We start from the raw sequence: 16660 nt of genomic DNA on the forward strand, positions 1-16660 counted from the left end.
CGATATGTGCAGCTGACGAATACTAATCGATCGAGGACTTAACCAAATCGAAAAAGGTGTAGGCGACTGTCCAGCTTTGAGAGGCGTTGGAAGCTCGACTGACGTGACGCATTTTGTCACAGCAGGCGAGGTGAAACGACCGAAAAGCTAGGAGCCGAAACTGGATTCAACATGGTGATTACTCGAAAACGCAATGTTTGTGTTGATGTCTTATCCAGTTTTGAAGAAATGATTATTAATTATTTCTTTATTGTATTGAATTGTCTCTTACATAATGTTATAATATAACTTGTCGCAAAGAGAACAAAATTGTCTAGTAATGATAGCGAAGAGGTCACACCCGTTCCCATGCCGAACACGGAAGTTAAGCTCTTCAGCGCCGATGGTAGTTGGGGGTCTCCCCCTGTGAGAGTAGGACGTTGCTAGGCTGATTTTCCACAGTAGCTCAGTGGTAGAGCTATCGGCTGTTAACCGATCGGTCGTAGGTTCGAGTCCTACCTGTGGAGCCATATGGAGAGCTGTCCGAGAGGTCGAAGGAGCACGATTGGAAATCGTGTAGGCGGCTACCGCTGTCTCAAGGGTTCGAATCCCTTGCTCTCCGCCATTAATTTTTTCGTATAAAAGGCCCGTTGGTCAAGCGGTTAAGACACCGCCCTTTCACGGCGGTAACACGGGTTCGAATCCCGTACGGGTCACCAGAGAATTTGGAGAATTAGCTCAGCTGGGAGAGCATCTGCCTTACAAGCAGAGGGTCGGCGGTTCGAGCCCGTCATTCTCCACTCGTTACTACAGAGGGAATTGTCAATAGTTTCTGTTTACATTCTCTCACCTTTTTTTAAAAACGAACATATACTTATTAACGCGGGGTGGAGCAGTTCGGTAGCTCGTCGGGCTCATAACCCGAAGGTCGCAGGTTCAAATCCTGCCCCCGCAATTACCAGGGTCCCGTGGTGTAGCGGTTAACATGCCTGCCTGTCACGCAGGAGATCGCCGGTTCGATCCCGGTCGGGACCGCCATTTCTATAAATATTATTGATATCTTATAGAATACATAGTAAGATTTGTAGTATGGCTTTGTAGCTCAGTCGGTAGAGCAATGGACTGAAAATCCATGTGTCGGCGGTTCGATTCCGTCCAAAGCCACCATTTTATTTTTTCAACAGATGTATTATGGAGGGGTAGCGAAGTGGCTAAACGCGGCGGACTGTAAATCCGCTCCTTCGGGTTCGGCAGTTCGAATCTGCCCCCCTCCACCATTTAGGGGCATAGTTTAAAGGTAGAACAGAGGTCTCCAAAACCTCCGGTGTGGGTTCGATTCCTACTGCCCCTGCCAATTTTAAAATACAATATTATGGCGGTCGTGGCGAAGTGGTTAACGCACCTGATTGTGGTTCAGGCATTCGTGGGTTCGATTCCCATCGGTCGCCCCATTTTAATTTTATAATTATTGGGCTATAGCCAAGCGGTAAGGCAACGGATTTTGATTCCGTCATGCGTTGGTTCGAATCCAGCTAGCCCAGCTTAAGCGGGAGTAGTTCAGTGGTAGAACACCACCTTGCCAAGGTGGGGGTCGCGAGTTCGAATCTCGTCTTCCGCTCCATTTTTTTTTGGCGGCATAGCCAAGTGGTAAGGCAGAGGTCTGCAAAACCTTTACCACCGGTTCGAGTCCGGTTGCCGCCTCCAATAATATGCCTGAGTGGTGGAATGGCAGACACGTCGCACTCAAAATGCGATGCCGCGAGGCGTGCCGGTTCAAGTCCGGCCTCAGGTATTTATTAATCAGGATAAACGGTGCTCAGCAATTTCTTGAGTACCGTTTTATCCTTTTTATGTACTGAACTAAGAAACATCAGAAAAAAGCATATCAAGCTAATCTTAGGCTCGTTAAACGATATCGATTTAAGATCTTTTACTTAAGAAATCTCAAAAATAAAATTACAGTTTTTTTTGCAAAAGCGTTGGAATAATAAATGCATTTTAGAATATTGTGAAGAAACGAGATGCTAAATAGCTGCTGTTCAATTTAAATAAGCTCTTGTTCATCACTATCTATAAAAGCGGTTTTTAAAACAAAAAAGAAGATAATTTTGTCGAAAGATGTTGACGTATTGTAAATTTGATGTTAAATTTATATATGTTGCTGATGCGGGTGTAGTTTAGTGGTAAAACCTCAGCCTTCCAAGCTGATGTCGTGAGTTCGATTCTCATCACCCGCTCCACAATACATAGCCAACGCAGTGTTTCGTTGTATCAACGAAGCATTGCGTTTTTTCTATTTCAAAAAATAGAGTGCCGCATAAAAAGATGCTGCGACATAAGTTAATAAGTTAATAAGTTTAAATATTTATGCCGTATTTACCGCTAAGTAAAGGTGAGCGAAATAAAGTAGAATATGACGATTGCACATTGCAGGGCAAGGCATCCAAAAGACTCTCTCCCGTCCCTGCGGAAAGCAGCGCCTCCTTAAGTGCAGTGAGACGTTCAAAGAGCCTCAGACACTTTGGTCCGAGGCCCTTAAAATAAATTTGCTGCAATAGTATTAATACCTAAATTCGACGATCTTTAGCGGCTTGTTGAAAGTATATAGCTTTTTCCAGAACCGCCATGCACCTGGATGAACATATTTTTAAGTGAATCCGTTAATTGTATGTGAGCCTCTGGGGACAGACTTGGTCTTAAGTAGATGATTTGCAAAGCTTCAGTGGTGCTCTGATTAACAGCAGTCCTTTCAGAATCTACAAAAGGACTGCCAAAAGCTCCATTTTGGTCAGCTGAAACCAGGAGATTTTCAAGTGAATTTGACCGTCCATTCAATCCCTGATACTCTTCACCTGGTTTACCCAATCTGATGGAGACGTCTCCTTCTATTTGAGAGGTATCGTATAAACCGATTGGAGACTGGTATTCAAGGGAAAAGAAATTATTAAGATCAATTGCAGAATGAACGGGTGATAAATAATTCTTTTTCTTAATTCTGCGGTAAAGAGATTCAGCACTATGCCGGTATCGATTGGGGTCTTTGCCCAGTACTTTAAAGATGGCTCTCCACTCTCTGATGCCTGCAAGGTCAGTAACGTTTGTTTCCTGAAGTTCAAAGAAAATGGATTCCTGAAAAAGCTGCAGCCGGCCTTTTAACATTTGAGGAGATTCCCCGACCTCGATGTCCTGGTAATGTATGATGCCAAAGGAAAGAGATTCCTTTAGCTGATGCAGCGATGGATCAATAGAAACTTTCATAATAGCAGCTCCTTGTAAGCAGTGATATCGTTTATGATAGCAGAAAGCAGAGCATGTTAAAATAAAGAGACCCTTATTGAAAGGAGGGACGGGATGAATTATCGTTTGCTGAAACAAGAAATCAAGGATCATGCAGATTCATTAGGAATTGATAAAATCGGTTTTACGACTGCAGATGTTTTTACTGAGATGAAAAATCATCTGATTAGACAGGAACAGCTTGGCTATCAATCAGGATTTGAAGAAAAAGACATCAATAAACGTGTGGATCCTTCGTTAATTTTTTCAGAGCCCCGTTCCATTATTGCGATTGCACTTGCGTATCCATCTAAAATGAAGGATTCTCCAAGAAGCGTAAAAGGAGAAAGAAGAGGGATTTTCGCCAGAGCTTCCTGGGGAGCAGATTACCATGAAGTTCTGAGAGATCGTTTAAATAAGCTTGAGGCGTTTATTAAGGAAAGAGTGCCTGAAGCACGCTTTCGTTCAATGGTAGACACTGGGGAGCTTGTAGACCGAGCTGTAGCAGAAAGAGCTGGAATAGGCTGGAGCGCAAAAAACTGTTCAGTGATTACACCTGAGTTTGGTTCGTATGTTTATTTGGGAGAAATGATAACGAATCTGCCATTTGAACCAGATGTTCCAATGAATGACCAGTGCGGATCCTGCAATAAATGTGTAGATGTATGTCCAACTGGCGCGTTAGTTCAGGGAGGACAGCTTGACTCTCAAAAGTGTATTGCCTTTTTGACGCAAACGAAAGGATTTTTGCCAGAGCAATACCGATCCAAAATTGGGAATCGAATCTATGGTTGTGATACGTGTCAGACGGTATGTCCCAAAAACAAGGGAAAGGATTTTCATTTTCATGATGAACTTGAACCTGATCCGGAGATTGCAAAGCCTCTTTTGGAGCCGCTTTTGACAATAAGCAATCGGGATTTTAAAGACACCTACGGACATGTTTCAGGTTCATGGAGAGGGAAAAAGCCTATTCAGCGCAATGCGATCCTTGCACTTGCTCATTTTAAGGAAAGCAGTGCTCTTCCTTCTCTGATCAGTGTAATGCAGGAAGACGTAAGACCAGTCATTAGAGGGACAGCAGCTTGGGCGGTTGGAAAGATTGGCGGCGTGGAAGCACATGAGGCTCTGCTGGCTCAGGAAGAAAAAGAGAAGGACAAAGAAGTGCTGGAAGAAATTAAAAAAGGATTATCATTTGTAAACAATTAATCATGTAATCCCTGGAGCTGTCGTAGGATGGCAAAAAGGGGTGATGTGAGTTGGCATATAACCGTGGAAATGCAGTGCTGTACGCAGAAAAATGGTGGGACGGCAGAAATCCTGCTTATCCTTCATTTGAAGTAGATTGTACAAACTTTATATCACAATGTCTGCATGCAGGCGGCTGGTCGATGACCGGATATCCAAACCGCTCAAAAGGCTGGTGGGTGCGCACCAATTCATGGAGTTTCAGCTGGTCCGTTGCTCACTCCCTAAAATGGTATCTTGAATCCAGCGGAAGGGCGCAGCAGGTCTCTAGAGCCAGCGCGCTAAAGCAGGGGGACGTTATTTGCTATGACTTTGAAGGGGACGGCAGAATTAATCATACAACCATTGTCACTGCTATGCGCTCAGGAGTCCCCCTCGTAAATGCTCATACAAGTGACAGCCGCATGAGAAATTGGGAATATACAGACTCGTCTGCTTATACTTCTGCAATTAAATATTACTTTTATGCAATTACATGATAAAATGAAGAAATGATTTAGCTTTTGAAAAGATTGTTTGAGGTGAATAGTTTGGGAAATCATATTGTTTTGTATCAGCCTGAAATACCCGCTAACACAGGAAATATTGCACGTACTTGTGCTGCAACTGACACTGCGCTTCATTTAATTCGTCCGCTCGGTTTTTCTACGGATGATAAAATGCTGAAACGCGCGGGTCTGGATTATTGGAATCATGTACAGATTCACTATTACGACTCGTTAGAAGAGTTTTTCGAAAGCAGCGCAGGCGGAGAATATTTCTTTTTAACTAAGTACGGAGAAAAACCTCATTCCACATTCAGCTATGAGGATACTCAAAAAGATTATTACTTTATTTTTGGAAGAGAAACTTCAGGCCTTCCTTCTGAGGTGATTGAGAAAAATAAAGACAGGGCTCTTCGGGTTCCAATGAACGATCATGTGCGGTCTCTTAATTTATCAAACACTGCTGCAATACTGGTGTATGAGGCACTGAGACAGCAGAATTTTCCGGGATTAAAGTAACAGGCAGAGCGCGATTCTTACAACAAAGAATCGCGTTTTTTACATCCGAACTTTGTTTTTGCTGGAGATTTCGATACACTTTAAAAGAAGATCAGAGGGAAGGAGCGTACGTGTATGAAAAAAACGATTGAATTGCTTAAAAACCACCGGTCCGTTCGTAAATTTAAAGATGTGCCTTTAACAAAGAACCAGATAAAGACGATTGTTGAGGCGGCTCAAATGGCGTCTACCTCAAGCTTTATTCAAGCCTATACGATAATAGGGATAACAGATAAAGAAAAAAAGAAAGAATTAGCCGCTCTTGCGGGAGGCCAGGAATATGTAGCAGAGAGCGGACATTTATTTTTATTTTGTGCAGATCTTTACCGCCATGCTAATATTGGTAAATGGAAAGATGCTGATGTTCTCCCTTCGATAGAGAGTACAGAGAAATTTATGGTCGCAGTGATTGATGCTTCTCTTGCCGCCCAAAACGCCGCAATTGCAGCTGAATCAATGGGTCTTGGCATCTGTTACATAGGGGGAATTCGAAATAATCTGCCTGAAGTAAATCAGGTAATAGATGCCCCTGAGTATGTCGTTCCTTTGTTTGGTTTGACCGTCGGCGTGCCGGATCAGGAGACAGCCATAAAGCCCAGAATGCCATTTGAAATGATCTACCATGAAAACAGCTACGAGTCGGATCCTGATCTGTTAAAAGATAAAGTGGGGGAATATGACAGAGGAATTTCTGCTTATTATCATGAACGGACAGAGGGCGTCCGGAGTGATCAATGGTCTGATCAAATGGCCAAAATGCTTGAACGAAAAAGCAGGATGTATATGAAGGATTTTATTGAAGGAAAAAATTTAAACCGTCATTAAAAAAAAGCTGCCTTTGGGCAGCTTTTTTACTTTCATTAATCTTTATGTGTACCTGGCTTGGAATCATAGCCTGCTGCGAAAATAGCTGCAAGAAATGCCACACAGATACCTAAAATAAGTGCTGTATTCATATGATAGGCCCTCCTTTTTTACGGGAAAATAGATCTGCTGTTTAAAAGTATACCCTAAAAATGAAGAATAGTGAACAAATGCAGCGCTTTATTGTGAAGAATTGTTGAATTCGTCTTTAAAATCAGCACTAATCTCGAAATAAAGCACTCGTTATGCCCTTCCGTAGATCGTGAAGAAAGTTAGCTGACTATATACACTATACCTACCAAAAAAAGTTCAAAGAAAAAACATAAGTCATATTTTCTTCTTTTTTTCTTAAAATGGTGAAGAACGATTAAAAATGAATTTATTTTTCGTTTTCATGCAACCTGCAGTTTCTGCATACCTTTCTACATAGGGCCAATAAGGGGGGCGACGTTGTTGGATATTTTAAGACGAATGGCTGAATATAGAAGCGAAGAAGAAAGTTTAAAATGGGAAGGTACGTTTTCTGAATACGTCGAGTTGTTAAAAGAACGGCCATGGGTGGCTCAATCAGCCCATTCACGTGTGTACAACATGATAAAAGATGCCGGAGTGGAAGAGAAAAATGGAAAAAAACAGTACCTCTTTTTTAAAAATCAGCTTTTTGGTTTAGAAGAACCGTTAGAAAAATTAGTAGAGGAATATTTTCATCCTGCTGCAAGAAGACTGGATGTAAAAAAACGGATTTTGCTGCTCATGGGTCCGGTCAGCGGAGGTAAATCTACGCTTGTTACGATGATGAAAAGAGGGATGGAAGCCTACTCAAGAACAGACAGAGGGGCTGTGTATGCGATAAAAGGCTGTCCAATGCATGAAGATCCGCTTCACCTGATCCCGCATGCATTAAGAGATGATTTTCAAAAGGAATATGGCATCCGTATTGAAGGCAATTTGTCGCCATTAAATCTGATGCGCCTAGAAAAAGAATTTGATGGACAAATTGAAAATGTGCCGGTTGAACGAATCTTTTTCTCAGAAGACAAGCGGGTCGGCATTGGAACATTCAGCCCCTCTGATCCTAAATCTCAGGATATTGCCGATTTGACAGGAAGCCTTGATTTTTCAACGATTGCAGAATATGGATCAGAAAGTGATCCTCGGGCATACCGATTTGACGGTGAGCTCAATAAAGCAAACCGGGGAATGATGGAGTTTCAGGAAATGTTAAAATGTGATGAGAAATTTTTATGGCATTTGCTGTCGCTTACCCAGGAAGGAAACTTTAAAGCAGGAAGATTTGCATTGATTTCCGCTGATGAAATGATTGTGGCTCATACAAACGAAACCGAGTACCGGTCATTTATTTCCAACAGGAAAAATGAAGCTCTGCACTCGCGTATTATTGTCATGCCGATTCCATATAATCTCCAGGTGACGCAGGAAGAGAAAATTTATGAAAAACTTATCTCAGAAAGTGATGTTGCGGGTGTGCATATCGCCCCTCATACACTTAAAATTGCAGCAATGTTTACCATTCTTACCCGACTGAAAGAACCGAAACGAAAAGACATTGACTTGATTAAGAAAATGCGACTTTATGACGGGGAAACGGTTGAAGGATTTAATGGAGCAGATTTGCAGGAATTAAAAACAGAATATGATGACGAGGGCATGAATGGAATTGATCCTCGTTATGTGATTAACCGTATTTCTTCTACTATTATCCGAAAAGAAGTTTCTTCTATCAATGCACTTGATGTTTTACGATCGCTGAAAGAAGGACTTGATCAGCATGCTTCCATTACGAAGGATGTAAAAGAAGCCTACCTGGGTTATATTTCTCTGGCGCGCCGCGAGTTTGATGATATGGCGAAAAAAGAAGTTCAAAAAGCCTTTGTTTACTCGTATGAGGAGTCTGCAAAAACGCTTATGGATAATTATCTTGATAATGTGGAAGCGTACTGCCACAAATCCAAACTGCGTGATCCGCTGACTGGCGAAGAAATGACGCCAGATGAGAAGCTCATGCGTTCCATCGAGGAGCAAATTGGCATTTCAGAAAATGCAAAAAAAGCATTCAGAGAAGAAATATTAATTCGAATTTCCACTTATGCGAGAAAAGGGAAGCGATTTGATTATCATTCCCATGATCGTTTAAGAGAGGCGATTCAGAAAAAATTATTTGCAGATTTAAAAGATGTAGTTAAAATTACAACGTCATCAAAAACGCCGGATGAGCAGCAGCTGAAGAAAATGAATGAGGTTATTGCACGTTTAATTGATGAACATGGCTACAATACCTCAAGTGCCAATGAATTACTTAAATATGTAGGCAGTTTGTTAAACAGATAGTAAGGACAGCCAGATGTGTAAAATAACATGCTTTATTGAGAGCCAGTGATTCCTGGTTCTTTTTTTGTTTTCATAAATACAGGATGCATAAGATTTTTAGGGGCTGTCTCACATAAACACTTCATTTCAGGTAAAAGCTTTAAATAGGGTATAACACAGGCACCGTATAAAATGAAACTTATAGCGGGTTCAAACGTATAAAAGGCAGAGGGGAATTCAGAGCAGTTAAAGGGAGATGTTTACCCCGGCAAGATCAGTGTAAAAGAAAAAGAAGGATTATATAGAAGGGACGGGTGAAAGATGAAAACATCCACCACACTTAAATGGGTAACAGGAGGACTCGAGGCATTTTTTGCTATACCAATCATAGGAGGCACCGTCATTATTTCTTTATCTTGGGCACCGCTTTGGATTATGCTTGGTCTCCATATCGTTACGCTTATTTTCTCCGTAAGGGAGTTTGAAGCAAGGACCGGCAGCATTGTTGGAATTGTGGCAAGCGTCATTGGATTTATCCCTTTTGCCGGATTTATCATGCACGTAGCCGCTTCCATTATTCTGTTGATCGACGCGGCTAAAACGTCTGCCCGGGAGAAGGAATTGACATAATCACGGAGCATTATAATTTTTTTTAAAAAAAAGTTTAAAATGCGAGCCAATATTTATAAATAGTAAGAGGTGAGCGCAGAATTAGACGGCCGCTCCAGCAGGATGTGAGGGCAAGCTGGGACTATACAGGGGCAACTCCCTGAAAAAGGCTCAAGCCCCGACCCCTGCGAAAACTGAGAATTGAAGCCAAGCGAACCGGTCAGAGAGCCTGAGATATTTTGTCTCAGGTTCTTTTTATTTTGGTCAACCAGAAATAAGATAATAAAAACGAAGAAAATATTTTCGGAAAATTCAATTAAATAAGCATTTAAATGCTGTAAAGGCAGTAAAATGAGCGAATAGAACAAAATGCATGTGGTTTAATTAGTAAATATTTTTTCATTGCCGCATACAATGAAATACGAATGGAAGAAGGGAGAGCAGACCATGAAAATGGATGAGCGGTCGTCCACAATCCTATCACAAGAAGATTGGTCCCTTCACCGACAAGGACAGGATGATCAAAAAAGGCACCAGGAGAAAGTAAACGAAGCGATCAAAGACCAGCTGCCAGAGCTAATTACTGAAGAAAGCATTGTCATGTCAAATGGAAAGCAAGTCGTGAAAATTCCAATCCGTTCACTAGATGAATACAAAATCCGTTACAACTACGATAAGAAAAAGCATGTAGGCCAAGGCAATGGTGACAGCCAGGTTGGAGACTTGATTGCAAAGGGCAGTCCGGAACCGGGACAGGGTGCAGGTCAGGGAGCTGGGGAAGAAGCAGGCGTTGACTATGTTGAAGCGGAGGTATCACTGCTCGAGGTTGAAGAAGCCTTATTTAAAGAACTGTCGCTTCCAAACTTAAAGCAAAAAGAAGAATCAGAAGAAATTACAAAAGATATCGAATTTAACGACATTCGCAACAAAGGGCTGACTGGAAATATTGATAAAAAGAAAACAATGATGAGTGCATTTAAACGAAATGCCATGTCAGGCACTCCTTCGTTTAATCCAATCCTTCCGGAAGATTTACGATTCAGGACCTGGAATGAATCGATTGAAAGAGAATCAAAAGCGGTTGTACTAGCTTTGATGGATACAAGCGGATCCATGGGGGCATTTGAAAAGTATGTAGCAAGAAGCTTCTTTTTCTGGCTGACCAGATTTTTGCGGCATAAATACGATCATGTTGATCTCCGATTTATCGCCCATCATACTGAAGCAAAAGAAGTAGAAGAAGAAACCTTTTTCTCCAAAGGAGAGAGCGGGGGCACCATTTGCTCCTCCGCGTATCGAAAAGCACTTGAACTGATTCATAATGAATACCCGGTTCAGCGCTACAATATTTACGCGTTTCATTTTTCGGATGGAGATAATTTAACGTCAGACAACCAGCGATGTCTGCCTTTGATTGAAGAGCTTTCGAAAGTATGCAATCTATTTGGCTATGGAGAAGTTAATCAATACCAGCGTCAGTCTTCGCTTATGTCTATTTATAAAAAGATTCCTGAAGATGAACTTAGGTATTTTATTCTCAGAAGAAAGTCAGATGTGTTTTTTGCTTTAAAGCATTTTTTAAAAGAAGAAGTTTAATTTTCAAACATAAAAAGAAAGCCGAAGAAGCATTTTGCTCTGCGGCTTTCTTTGCATTTAATGAGGAAGAAAAACAAGCTGATAGGAAAATAAAACAGCGAATAGATAAACAAGCGGGTGAACTTCCTTCCACTTTCCACGAAAAATTTTCAAAATGGGATAGGATATAAATCCTAAAGCAATACCCGTAGCTATGCTAGAGGTTAACGGCATGCTTAAGATGATTAAAAATGCAGGAAAAGCCTCGTCAATTTCATCCCAGTTAATTTTAGCGATCGTTCCCATCATTAAACTTCCCACAATAATGAGTGAAGGCGCGGTGATGGCTGCAACGCCTGACACAGCGCTCACAAGCGGACCGAAGAAGGCTGCGGCTATAAAAAGCACTGCAACTGTCACAGTTGTTAAGCCTGTACGGCCTCCTGCTGCCACTCCTGAAGAAGATTCAATATAAGCTGACGTAGGACTTGTTCCGACCATTGCACCAGCTGTGGCTGCAACTGAATCCGCAAGAAGTGCCTGCCGCGCTCTTGGCAGTGTATTTCCTTTCATTAGGCCGGCCTGCTGGGCAACGCCAATCATTGTACCCGTTGTATCAAAAATTGTTACAAGAAGGAAAGAAAAAACGACTGCAAATAACCCATATTGAATAACGTCCCCAAAGGCTTCTATGGGATTTGAAACGATTAATCCTTCTGGAAGACCAGGAAGCGCCATAACCCCGTCAAACGTAAGCTGATTGGTAAAGTAGGCGATTGCACCGGTAATCAGCATCCCGATAAATAACGCTCCATTTACCTTAAGAACCATGAGAATCAGAGTAATTGCCAGTCCAGAGAAAGCTAAGATGACCGGAGGAGAATGCAGGTCGCCAAGAGCAACCAGATTATCAGGGTGAGCCACTATAATACCGGTCAGACGCATCCCGATAAAAGCGATAAATAACCCAATTCCTGCAGTAATTCCATGCTTTAAATTGTCAGGAATCGCTTCAATCAATTTTTTTCTAAATGAAGTAAGAGAAATAATGGTGAAAATAATTCCCGATACAAATACGGCTGCAAATGCCACTTCATACGTAATATTTGTGTTGGTGCCAACTACGGAAAAAGCAAAGTACGCATTCAGCCCCATACCTGGTGCGATCGCTATTGGATAATTTGCCAGTAAAGCCATCCATAAAGTTCCGATTACCGTTGCAATGATTGTGGCGAGAAAAACCTGATCGAACGGAACGCCAGTAGTGGATAATATAATTGGATTAACTACCACGATATAAACCATCGTCATGAACGTCGTAAAACCCGCAAGCACTTCGGTTTTGACGGTAGTGTTATTTTCTTTTAAATGAAAGCGAAACACTTCTTTCAACTCCTTATTATAAATACGAACATTAAAAAATCACAAAGACTATAATATTCGTTTATAGAGTAAAAATCAACCCCTGAGGTAAGAAAAATCGATCTGATTAAAATTTTGAGGACATCACATTGCAATTTTCAAACAATTCGATAAGATGGAGATGAAGCATAAACAAATAAGACGCTTCGGAAGCAGGGTGACGTATGTATAATGAATTGAAAAATAAATCGACAGCGGTCCGGGCAGAAATGCTGACACGCCGTTTAGTCGGGATTAAAAGCTATACTGGCTCTTCAGGAGAGGCTGAAAAAGTAAAAGAAATCTATTCCATCATTCAGTCGTTTCCTTATTTTCAGCAGCATCCGGAAGACGTCTGGATACAGCCGATCGACGGTGACCCTTATCATCGTATAAACGTCTGGGCTAAACTAAAGGGAAGACAAAAGAAGACCGTTCTGTTTCACAGCCATATCGATACGGTGGAAACAGATGATTTTGGAACGCTTCAATCACTTGCTCATGATCCTGATGCTTTGCAGGAATATTTTTCAACATATGATGGAGACCAACGGGTAAAAGAGCAGGCTCTTTCAGGAGAGTGGCTGTTTGGAAGAGGATCACTTGATATGCAGAGCGGAGCGGCCATTCATTTAACTAATCTGTTAGAACTGTCTGAACAAAAAGAGCCGCTTGACGGGACGATGCTGTTTTTGTTTAATCCCGATGAAGAAAGCGAGCATGCCGGTATGCTAGCAGCACTGCAGGAGCTTCAACGGATGAAAGAGGAAGGGCTGAAGTATGTAGCGGCGATTAACAATGATTTTATCGCCCCTATGCATGATACGGACGATACAAAATATATTTATACAGGGGCTGCGGGTAAAGTTTTGCCCTCTTTTTATATCTATGGACGTGAAGCGCATGTGGGGGATGTGCTCACATCAATTGATCCGACACTTGTGGGGTCCGAGATTAATAGGAAAATCAACCAAAACCTTGATTTAGTTGAAGAACTTGAGGGAGAATACGTTCTGCCGCCTGCCTGCCTTTATTTTAAAGAAGATAAGCACAGCTACAATGTTCAAACTGCTGTAAGTGCAAGAATGTACTTTAATTATTTTGTTTTTGAACAAACCGCAAAAGACGTAATGGATAAATTGCTTTCTGTAACACGGGAAACAGTAGAAGAACTTAGAATTCAAAGTGAAAGAAGATACGATGAATTTCGAATTCATCATGGATTTCCTCCAAGTAAGTGGAAATGGGAAGTCGGTGTATGCACGTATGAGGATCTGCAGAATGAGCTCAATGAAAAGGGGCTGCCGGTCGATGAGGTTTTGGACCGTGTTGCAAGCGAATGGAAAGGCAAGGACCGAAGAGAAGCATCTTTTGCCCTTGTTGAGGCACTCCAGCAACTGGATCCTGATAAAAAACCGCGTGTCATTTTATTTTTTGCACCCCCATTTCTGCCTCACAATTATTTAAATGAGCAGTATGAGTACGGTGCAGAAATTCGTGAAAAGCTTGTACGCCGACTTGAGGTCGTAGCGGCTGAAAGCAAGGAAACATTCGCGACAAAGCGTTTTTTCCCGTATTTGGCAGACGGCAGCTATCTTTCTCTGCATGAAAGTGAAGAAGAGGTTAATGTTTTAAAGAAAAATATGCCAAGGATGTCAGATATTTATCCTTTGCCGATTGATTTAATCAGAAGCGTGAACATCCCGTCCATTAATATAGGTGTATACGGAAGAGATGGACATAAATGGACTGAGCGGGTTTATAAACCCTATACGTTTCATGTTCTCCCCGGTCTTATTAAAGACTTTGCTTTGGATTTGGTTGCAAAAAAAGAGCCTGGGACAAAAGTGTCTCAAGCTCTTTGACCGGTTCGGCTGCGCTTCAGGCGGACGCTTTCCGCAGGGACGGCGCTGAGCCCTCCGCAAGGCTTTGCCTTGCGGGGTCTCAGCTTGCCGTCATATCCTGCAGGAGTCGCCACCTTCCTCTCCGCTCACCTACTACTATTCATAAATATATCCTCAATTTTAAAACTTTTTTGCGTATTGTCCCAGCCTCTTTTTATATGGCATGATGAAAACATCCGACTTTAAACGAATGAAACTAAATCGTTAATATCAAGTCTGCCGGATGGCCGTGCTTCTTTCGTGCCTTTACCTACAGTAATTAGCATAACAGGAACATAACGGTCTGATATTTCAAATTCTTCCATGAGTGTAGAAGCACTAAATCCGCCTATTGGACAGGTATCCCAGCCCTTTGCTTTTGCCGCAAGCATAAATTGCATAGCTGCCAGTGATGCATTTGTAAAAGCAGCGTCACGGCCAAATTGTTCACTTTCATAAGCGGCTTGTATTTGTCCATTTAACGCTTGTTTGATGTCTTCAGACAGCATTCCTTCTTGAACAGCGGGATCAAAAACAGGATCTACATTTTCATTAGCCTGAAGATCTCCCAATACAGCGATTACTGCAGAAGCATCGGCGATCTGCTGTTGATTATAAGCAATTGGCAAAAGGCGTTCCTGAGATTCTTTATTATGAAAGGCAAGGAAATTCCAATGTTGAAGGTTCCAGGCAGATGGAGCCTGACCTGTAATTTCAAGAAGTTCCATTAATTCTTCTCTCGAAATCTCTGCATTTTTATCATATACCTTAGTGGACCGGCGTTCCTGCATCACACTAATCACATTTTGTTCCATTGTTGTAGTCGACATATGAATTCCTCCCGATAAATCTAGTTACTTTTAGTTAGTAGTAAATCGTGTCTACTATAGTATAGATAAAATGTCGAGTCAAGAAATTGGACTGGTCTGAATAGGACAGTTCGTAACAATTAAAAAAGCTGTTCCAAAATCTCAGGTTTTCACTGACATTCGGGACAGCTTTATATTTATAATTTTACTTGAAAAATTGCTTCATTTGAGAAAGCTGATTTTGCTCCTTCAGCATGTCTCCCGGTTTTTTTGCTTCGCCTATAAAATAGTTTTTAAGCTCCATATCCATAAATTCGCAGATCAGCTGAAATTGAAGGATGAGTGGAATTCCTTTAACGTTTACACGATCTCCTCCGCATATCAGAACGTAGACTGGCTTATTTTTCATCTTTTGTTTAAACTCAATGTCAGGATTTCTGAGCGCCTGTGACCACCGATCCACAAAGGTTTTCATATATCCGCTCATTCCGTACCAATAAACAGGCGTAGCGAACAGAATGGTTTCTGCCTGAACCATTTTTTTAATTAACTCCGCATGATCATCCTCCACGTGAGCAAACCCGTTTTCAGAGTGCCGCTGGTCGGTAATCTGATGGATCGTATGGCGGCGGAGATGAATCCACTCCACGTCACCGGGATAATTTTTTGCTGCCTCTTCTGCTAAAATTTCTGTATTTCCATTGTCCCTCGAACTCCCGCTTATTATTAGTAAACTCATAGGAATCTCCAGCCTTTCATGATGAATTTCCAATAAGGTCATTATACCTGCTGCAAAATTCAAATTCATTTATTTTATGTTCCAGCTAAAGAAGTATGCAGTAATTGAACTTCTCAAGCAGGGAATTTAAGCATATTTATCCGTTTAAAACCTTTCCTAAAGGGGATTATAAAAAGAACGATATTTTCTGAGTAATTCAATTTGAGGGAGAGATGGCAAACATGTCGAATGTAAAATTGGCTATTATTTACTACAGCTCTACTGGAACGAATTACAAATTGGCGAAATGGGCCGAGGAAGCAGCGCGTGAAGCAGGTGCAGAAGTAAAAGTATTAAAAGCGGAGGAAACAGCTCCCCAGCAGGCAATCGCAGCAAACCCGGCATGGAAAGAGCATTATGAAGAAACAAAAGATGTACCAAAAGTTACATTAAATGATCTTGAATGGGCTGACGCATTTATTTTCAGCACCCCGACAAGATACGGCAGTGCCCCATCTCAAATACGGGCATTTTTAGATACGACTGGAGGACTTTGGTTTAATGGGAAGCTGGTTAATAAAGTTGTGAGTGCGATGAGTTCCGCTCAAAATCCTCATGGAGGCCAGGAAGCTACGATTCTGTCGCTTTACACGTCCATGATGCACTGGGGCGCCATTATTGCGGCTCCTGGCTATTCGGATCCCGTTACCTTCAGTTCAGGCGGAAACCCGTATGGAACGAGTGTAACTGTGGACCAGGATGGCAATATGCTTGAGGACGTAGAAGAAGCAGTAAAGCACCAGGCCCGCCGAACAATTGAAATAGCGCAAATGGTGGTAAACGGTTCATAAAAAATGATATCTCAAGAAAAAAGGCTAATTAGAGCGTTTAAGCTCCGGTTGATTCGGTAAAGGTCCGCCTGAAGGT

At 41.8% G+C, this 16660-nt stretch carries 12 protein-coding genes, 15 tRNA genes, 1 rRNA gene and 1 pseudogene; 25 read left to right on the forward strand and 4 right to left on the reverse strand.

Features of this window, described 5'->3' with window-relative positions:
* Positions 1–312: 312 nt before the first annotated feature.
* From rrf to ACQCT8_RS11570, 16 genes are all read left to right on the forward strand, one after another.
* A 5S ribosomal RNA gene (gene rrf, locus ACQCT8_RS11495) occupies positions 313–428 on the forward strand.
* A 6-nt stretch (positions 429–434) separates the two neighbouring features.
* A tRNA-Asn gene (locus ACQCT8_RS11500) sits at positions 435–509 on the forward strand.
* Between the two features lie 3 nt (positions 510–512).
* Positions 513–604 (forward strand) — tRNA-Ser (locus ACQCT8_RS11505).
* 19 nt (positions 605–623) lie between these two features.
* Positions 624–698, forward strand: a tRNA-Glu gene (locus ACQCT8_RS11510).
* An 8-nt stretch (positions 699–706) separates the two neighbouring features.
* Positions 707–779: transfer RNA gene (locus ACQCT8_RS11515), tRNA-Val, on the forward strand.
* 81 nt (positions 780–860) lie between these two features.
* Positions 861–934 (forward strand) — tRNA-Met (locus tag ACQCT8_RS11520).
* Positions 935–941: 7 nt separating this feature from the next.
* Positions 942–1017, forward strand: a tRNA-Asp gene (locus tag ACQCT8_RS11525).
* Positions 1018–1070: 53 nt separating this feature from the next.
* Positions 1071–1146 (forward strand) — tRNA-Phe (locus ACQCT8_RS11530).
* Positions 1147–1172: 26 nt separating this feature from the next.
* Positions 1173–1256: transfer RNA gene (locus ACQCT8_RS11535), tRNA-Tyr, on the forward strand.
* Positions 1257–1259: 3 nt separating this feature from the next.
* Positions 1260–1333: transfer RNA gene (locus ACQCT8_RS11540), tRNA-Trp, on the forward strand.
* Between the two features lie 21 nt (positions 1334–1354).
* Positions 1355–1430 (forward strand) — tRNA-His (locus ACQCT8_RS11545).
* Between the two features lie 18 nt (positions 1431–1448).
* Positions 1449–1520, forward strand: a tRNA-Gln gene (locus ACQCT8_RS11550).
* 5 nt (positions 1521–1525) lie between these two features.
* Positions 1526–1600 (forward strand) — tRNA-Gly (locus ACQCT8_RS11555).
* Between the two features lie 9 nt (positions 1601–1609).
* Positions 1610–1683, forward strand: a tRNA-Cys gene (locus ACQCT8_RS11560).
* Positions 1684–1690: 7 nt separating this feature from the next.
* Positions 1691–1771 (forward strand) — tRNA-Leu (locus ACQCT8_RS11565).
* A 374-nt stretch (positions 1772–2145) separates the two neighbouring features.
* A tRNA-Gly gene (locus ACQCT8_RS11570) sits at positions 2146–2219 on the forward strand.
* Between the two features lie 343 nt (positions 2220–2562).
* Here the strand turns inward: ACQCT8_RS11570 and ACQCT8_RS11575 are convergent.
* Positions 2563–3237, reverse strand: coding sequence for a B3/B4 domain-containing protein (locus ACQCT8_RS11575; RefSeq protein WP_426871248.1), 675 nt, complete (start codon positions 3235–3237; stop codon positions 2563–2565).
* A gap of 93 nt (positions 3238–3330) precedes the next feature.
* Between ACQCT8_RS11575 and queG the strand changes: the two genes are divergently transcribed.
* The 7 genes and pseudogenes from queG (at position 3331) to yhbH (ending at position 10943) form a co-directional block, all read left to right on the forward strand.
* A complete protein-coding gene (queG, locus tag ACQCT8_RS11580; RefSeq protein ID WP_426871250.1) occupies positions 3331–4464 on the forward strand; it encodes a tRNA epoxyqueuosine(34) reductase QueG in 1134 nt (377 codons plus the stop codon).
* Positions 4465–4520: 56 nt separating this feature from the next.
* Positions 4521–4982, forward strand: a pseudogene (locus ACQCT8_RS11585) (amidase domain-containing protein); the annotation flags it as partial.
* A gap of 51 nt (positions 4983–5033) precedes the next feature.
* Positions 5034–5507: a tRNA (uridine(34)/cytosine(34)/5-carboxymethylaminomethyluridine(34)-2'-O)-methyltransferase TrmL gene (gene trmL / locus ACQCT8_RS11590; protein WP_426871252.1), complete on the forward strand. Its 474-nt coding sequence runs from the start codon at positions 5034–5036 to the stop codon at positions 5505–5507.
* Between the two features lie 114 nt (positions 5508–5621).
* The gene (gene nfsA / locus ACQCT8_RS11595; RefSeq protein WP_426871254.1) at positions 5622–6371 is read left to right on the forward strand and encodes an oxygen-insensitive NADPH nitroreductase; all 750 of its coding nucleotides are present in this window, start codon (positions 5622–5624) and stop codon (positions 6369–6371) included.
* Between the two features lie 510 nt (positions 6372–6881).
* A complete protein-coding gene (locus tag ACQCT8_RS11600) occupies positions 6882–8759 on the forward strand; it encodes a PrkA family serine protein kinase (RefSeq protein ID WP_426871629.1) in 1878 nt (625 codons plus the stop codon).
* 300 nt (positions 8760–9059) lie between these two features.
* The gene (locus tag ACQCT8_RS11605) at positions 9060–9368 is read left to right on the forward strand and encodes a hypothetical protein (RefSeq protein ID WP_426871256.1); all 309 of its coding nucleotides are present in this window, start codon (positions 9060–9062) and stop codon (positions 9366–9368) included.
* 426 nt (positions 9369–9794) lie between these two features.
* Positions 9795–10943, forward strand: a complete 1149-nt coding sequence (yhbH, locus tag ACQCT8_RS11610; RefSeq protein ID WP_278242051.1) for a sporulation protein YhbH — start codon at positions 9795–9797, stop codon at positions 10941–10943.
* Positions 10944–11000: 57 nt separating this feature from the next.
* Here yhbH and ACQCT8_RS11615 read toward each other — a convergent pair whose 3' ends face one another.
* Positions 11001–12305 (reverse strand): NCS2 family permease, encoded by a 1305-nt coding sequence (locus ACQCT8_RS11615; RefSeq protein WP_426871259.1) that lies wholly within the window; start codon positions 12303–12305, stop codon positions 11001–11003.
* Positions 12306–12508: 203 nt separating this feature from the next.
* Here ACQCT8_RS11615 and ACQCT8_RS11620 point away from each other — a divergent pair, with 203 nt between their 5' ends.
* Positions 12509–14188 (forward strand): M20/M25/M40 family metallo-hydrolase, encoded by a 1680-nt coding sequence (locus ACQCT8_RS11620; RefSeq protein WP_426871261.1) that lies wholly within the window; start codon positions 12509–12511, stop codon positions 14186–14188.
* Positions 14189–14409: 221 nt separating this feature from the next.
* Here the strand turns inward: ACQCT8_RS11620 and ACQCT8_RS11625 are convergent, their stop codons facing one another.
* Entirely contained in the window at positions 14410–15036 is a 627-nt protein-coding gene (locus tag ACQCT8_RS11625) for a nitroreductase family protein (RefSeq protein ID WP_426871263.1), read from the reverse strand.
* 184 nt (positions 15037–15220) lie between these two features.
* The gene (locus tag ACQCT8_RS11630; protein WP_426871264.1) at positions 15221–15754 is read right to left on the reverse strand and encodes a flavodoxin family protein; all 534 of its coding nucleotides are present in this window, start codon (positions 15752–15754) and stop codon (positions 15221–15223) included.
* A 221-nt stretch (positions 15755–15975) separates the two neighbouring features.
* Here ACQCT8_RS11630 and wrbA point away from each other — a divergent pair, with 221 nt between their 5' ends.
* Positions 15976–16584 (forward strand): NAD(P)H:quinone oxidoreductase, encoded by a 609-nt coding sequence (wrbA, locus tag ACQCT8_RS11635; RefSeq protein WP_426871266.1) that lies wholly within the window; start codon positions 15976–15978, stop codon positions 16582–16584.
* The last annotated feature ends 76 nt before the right edge of the window (positions 16585–16660 follow it).

It is taken from the genome of Jeotgalibacillus proteolyticus (assembly GCF_050107735.1).
In the GTDB taxonomy this organism is placed as follows: Bacteria; Bacillota; Bacilli; order Bacillales; family Jeotgalibacillaceae; genus Jeotgalibacillus; species Jeotgalibacillus proteolyticus_A.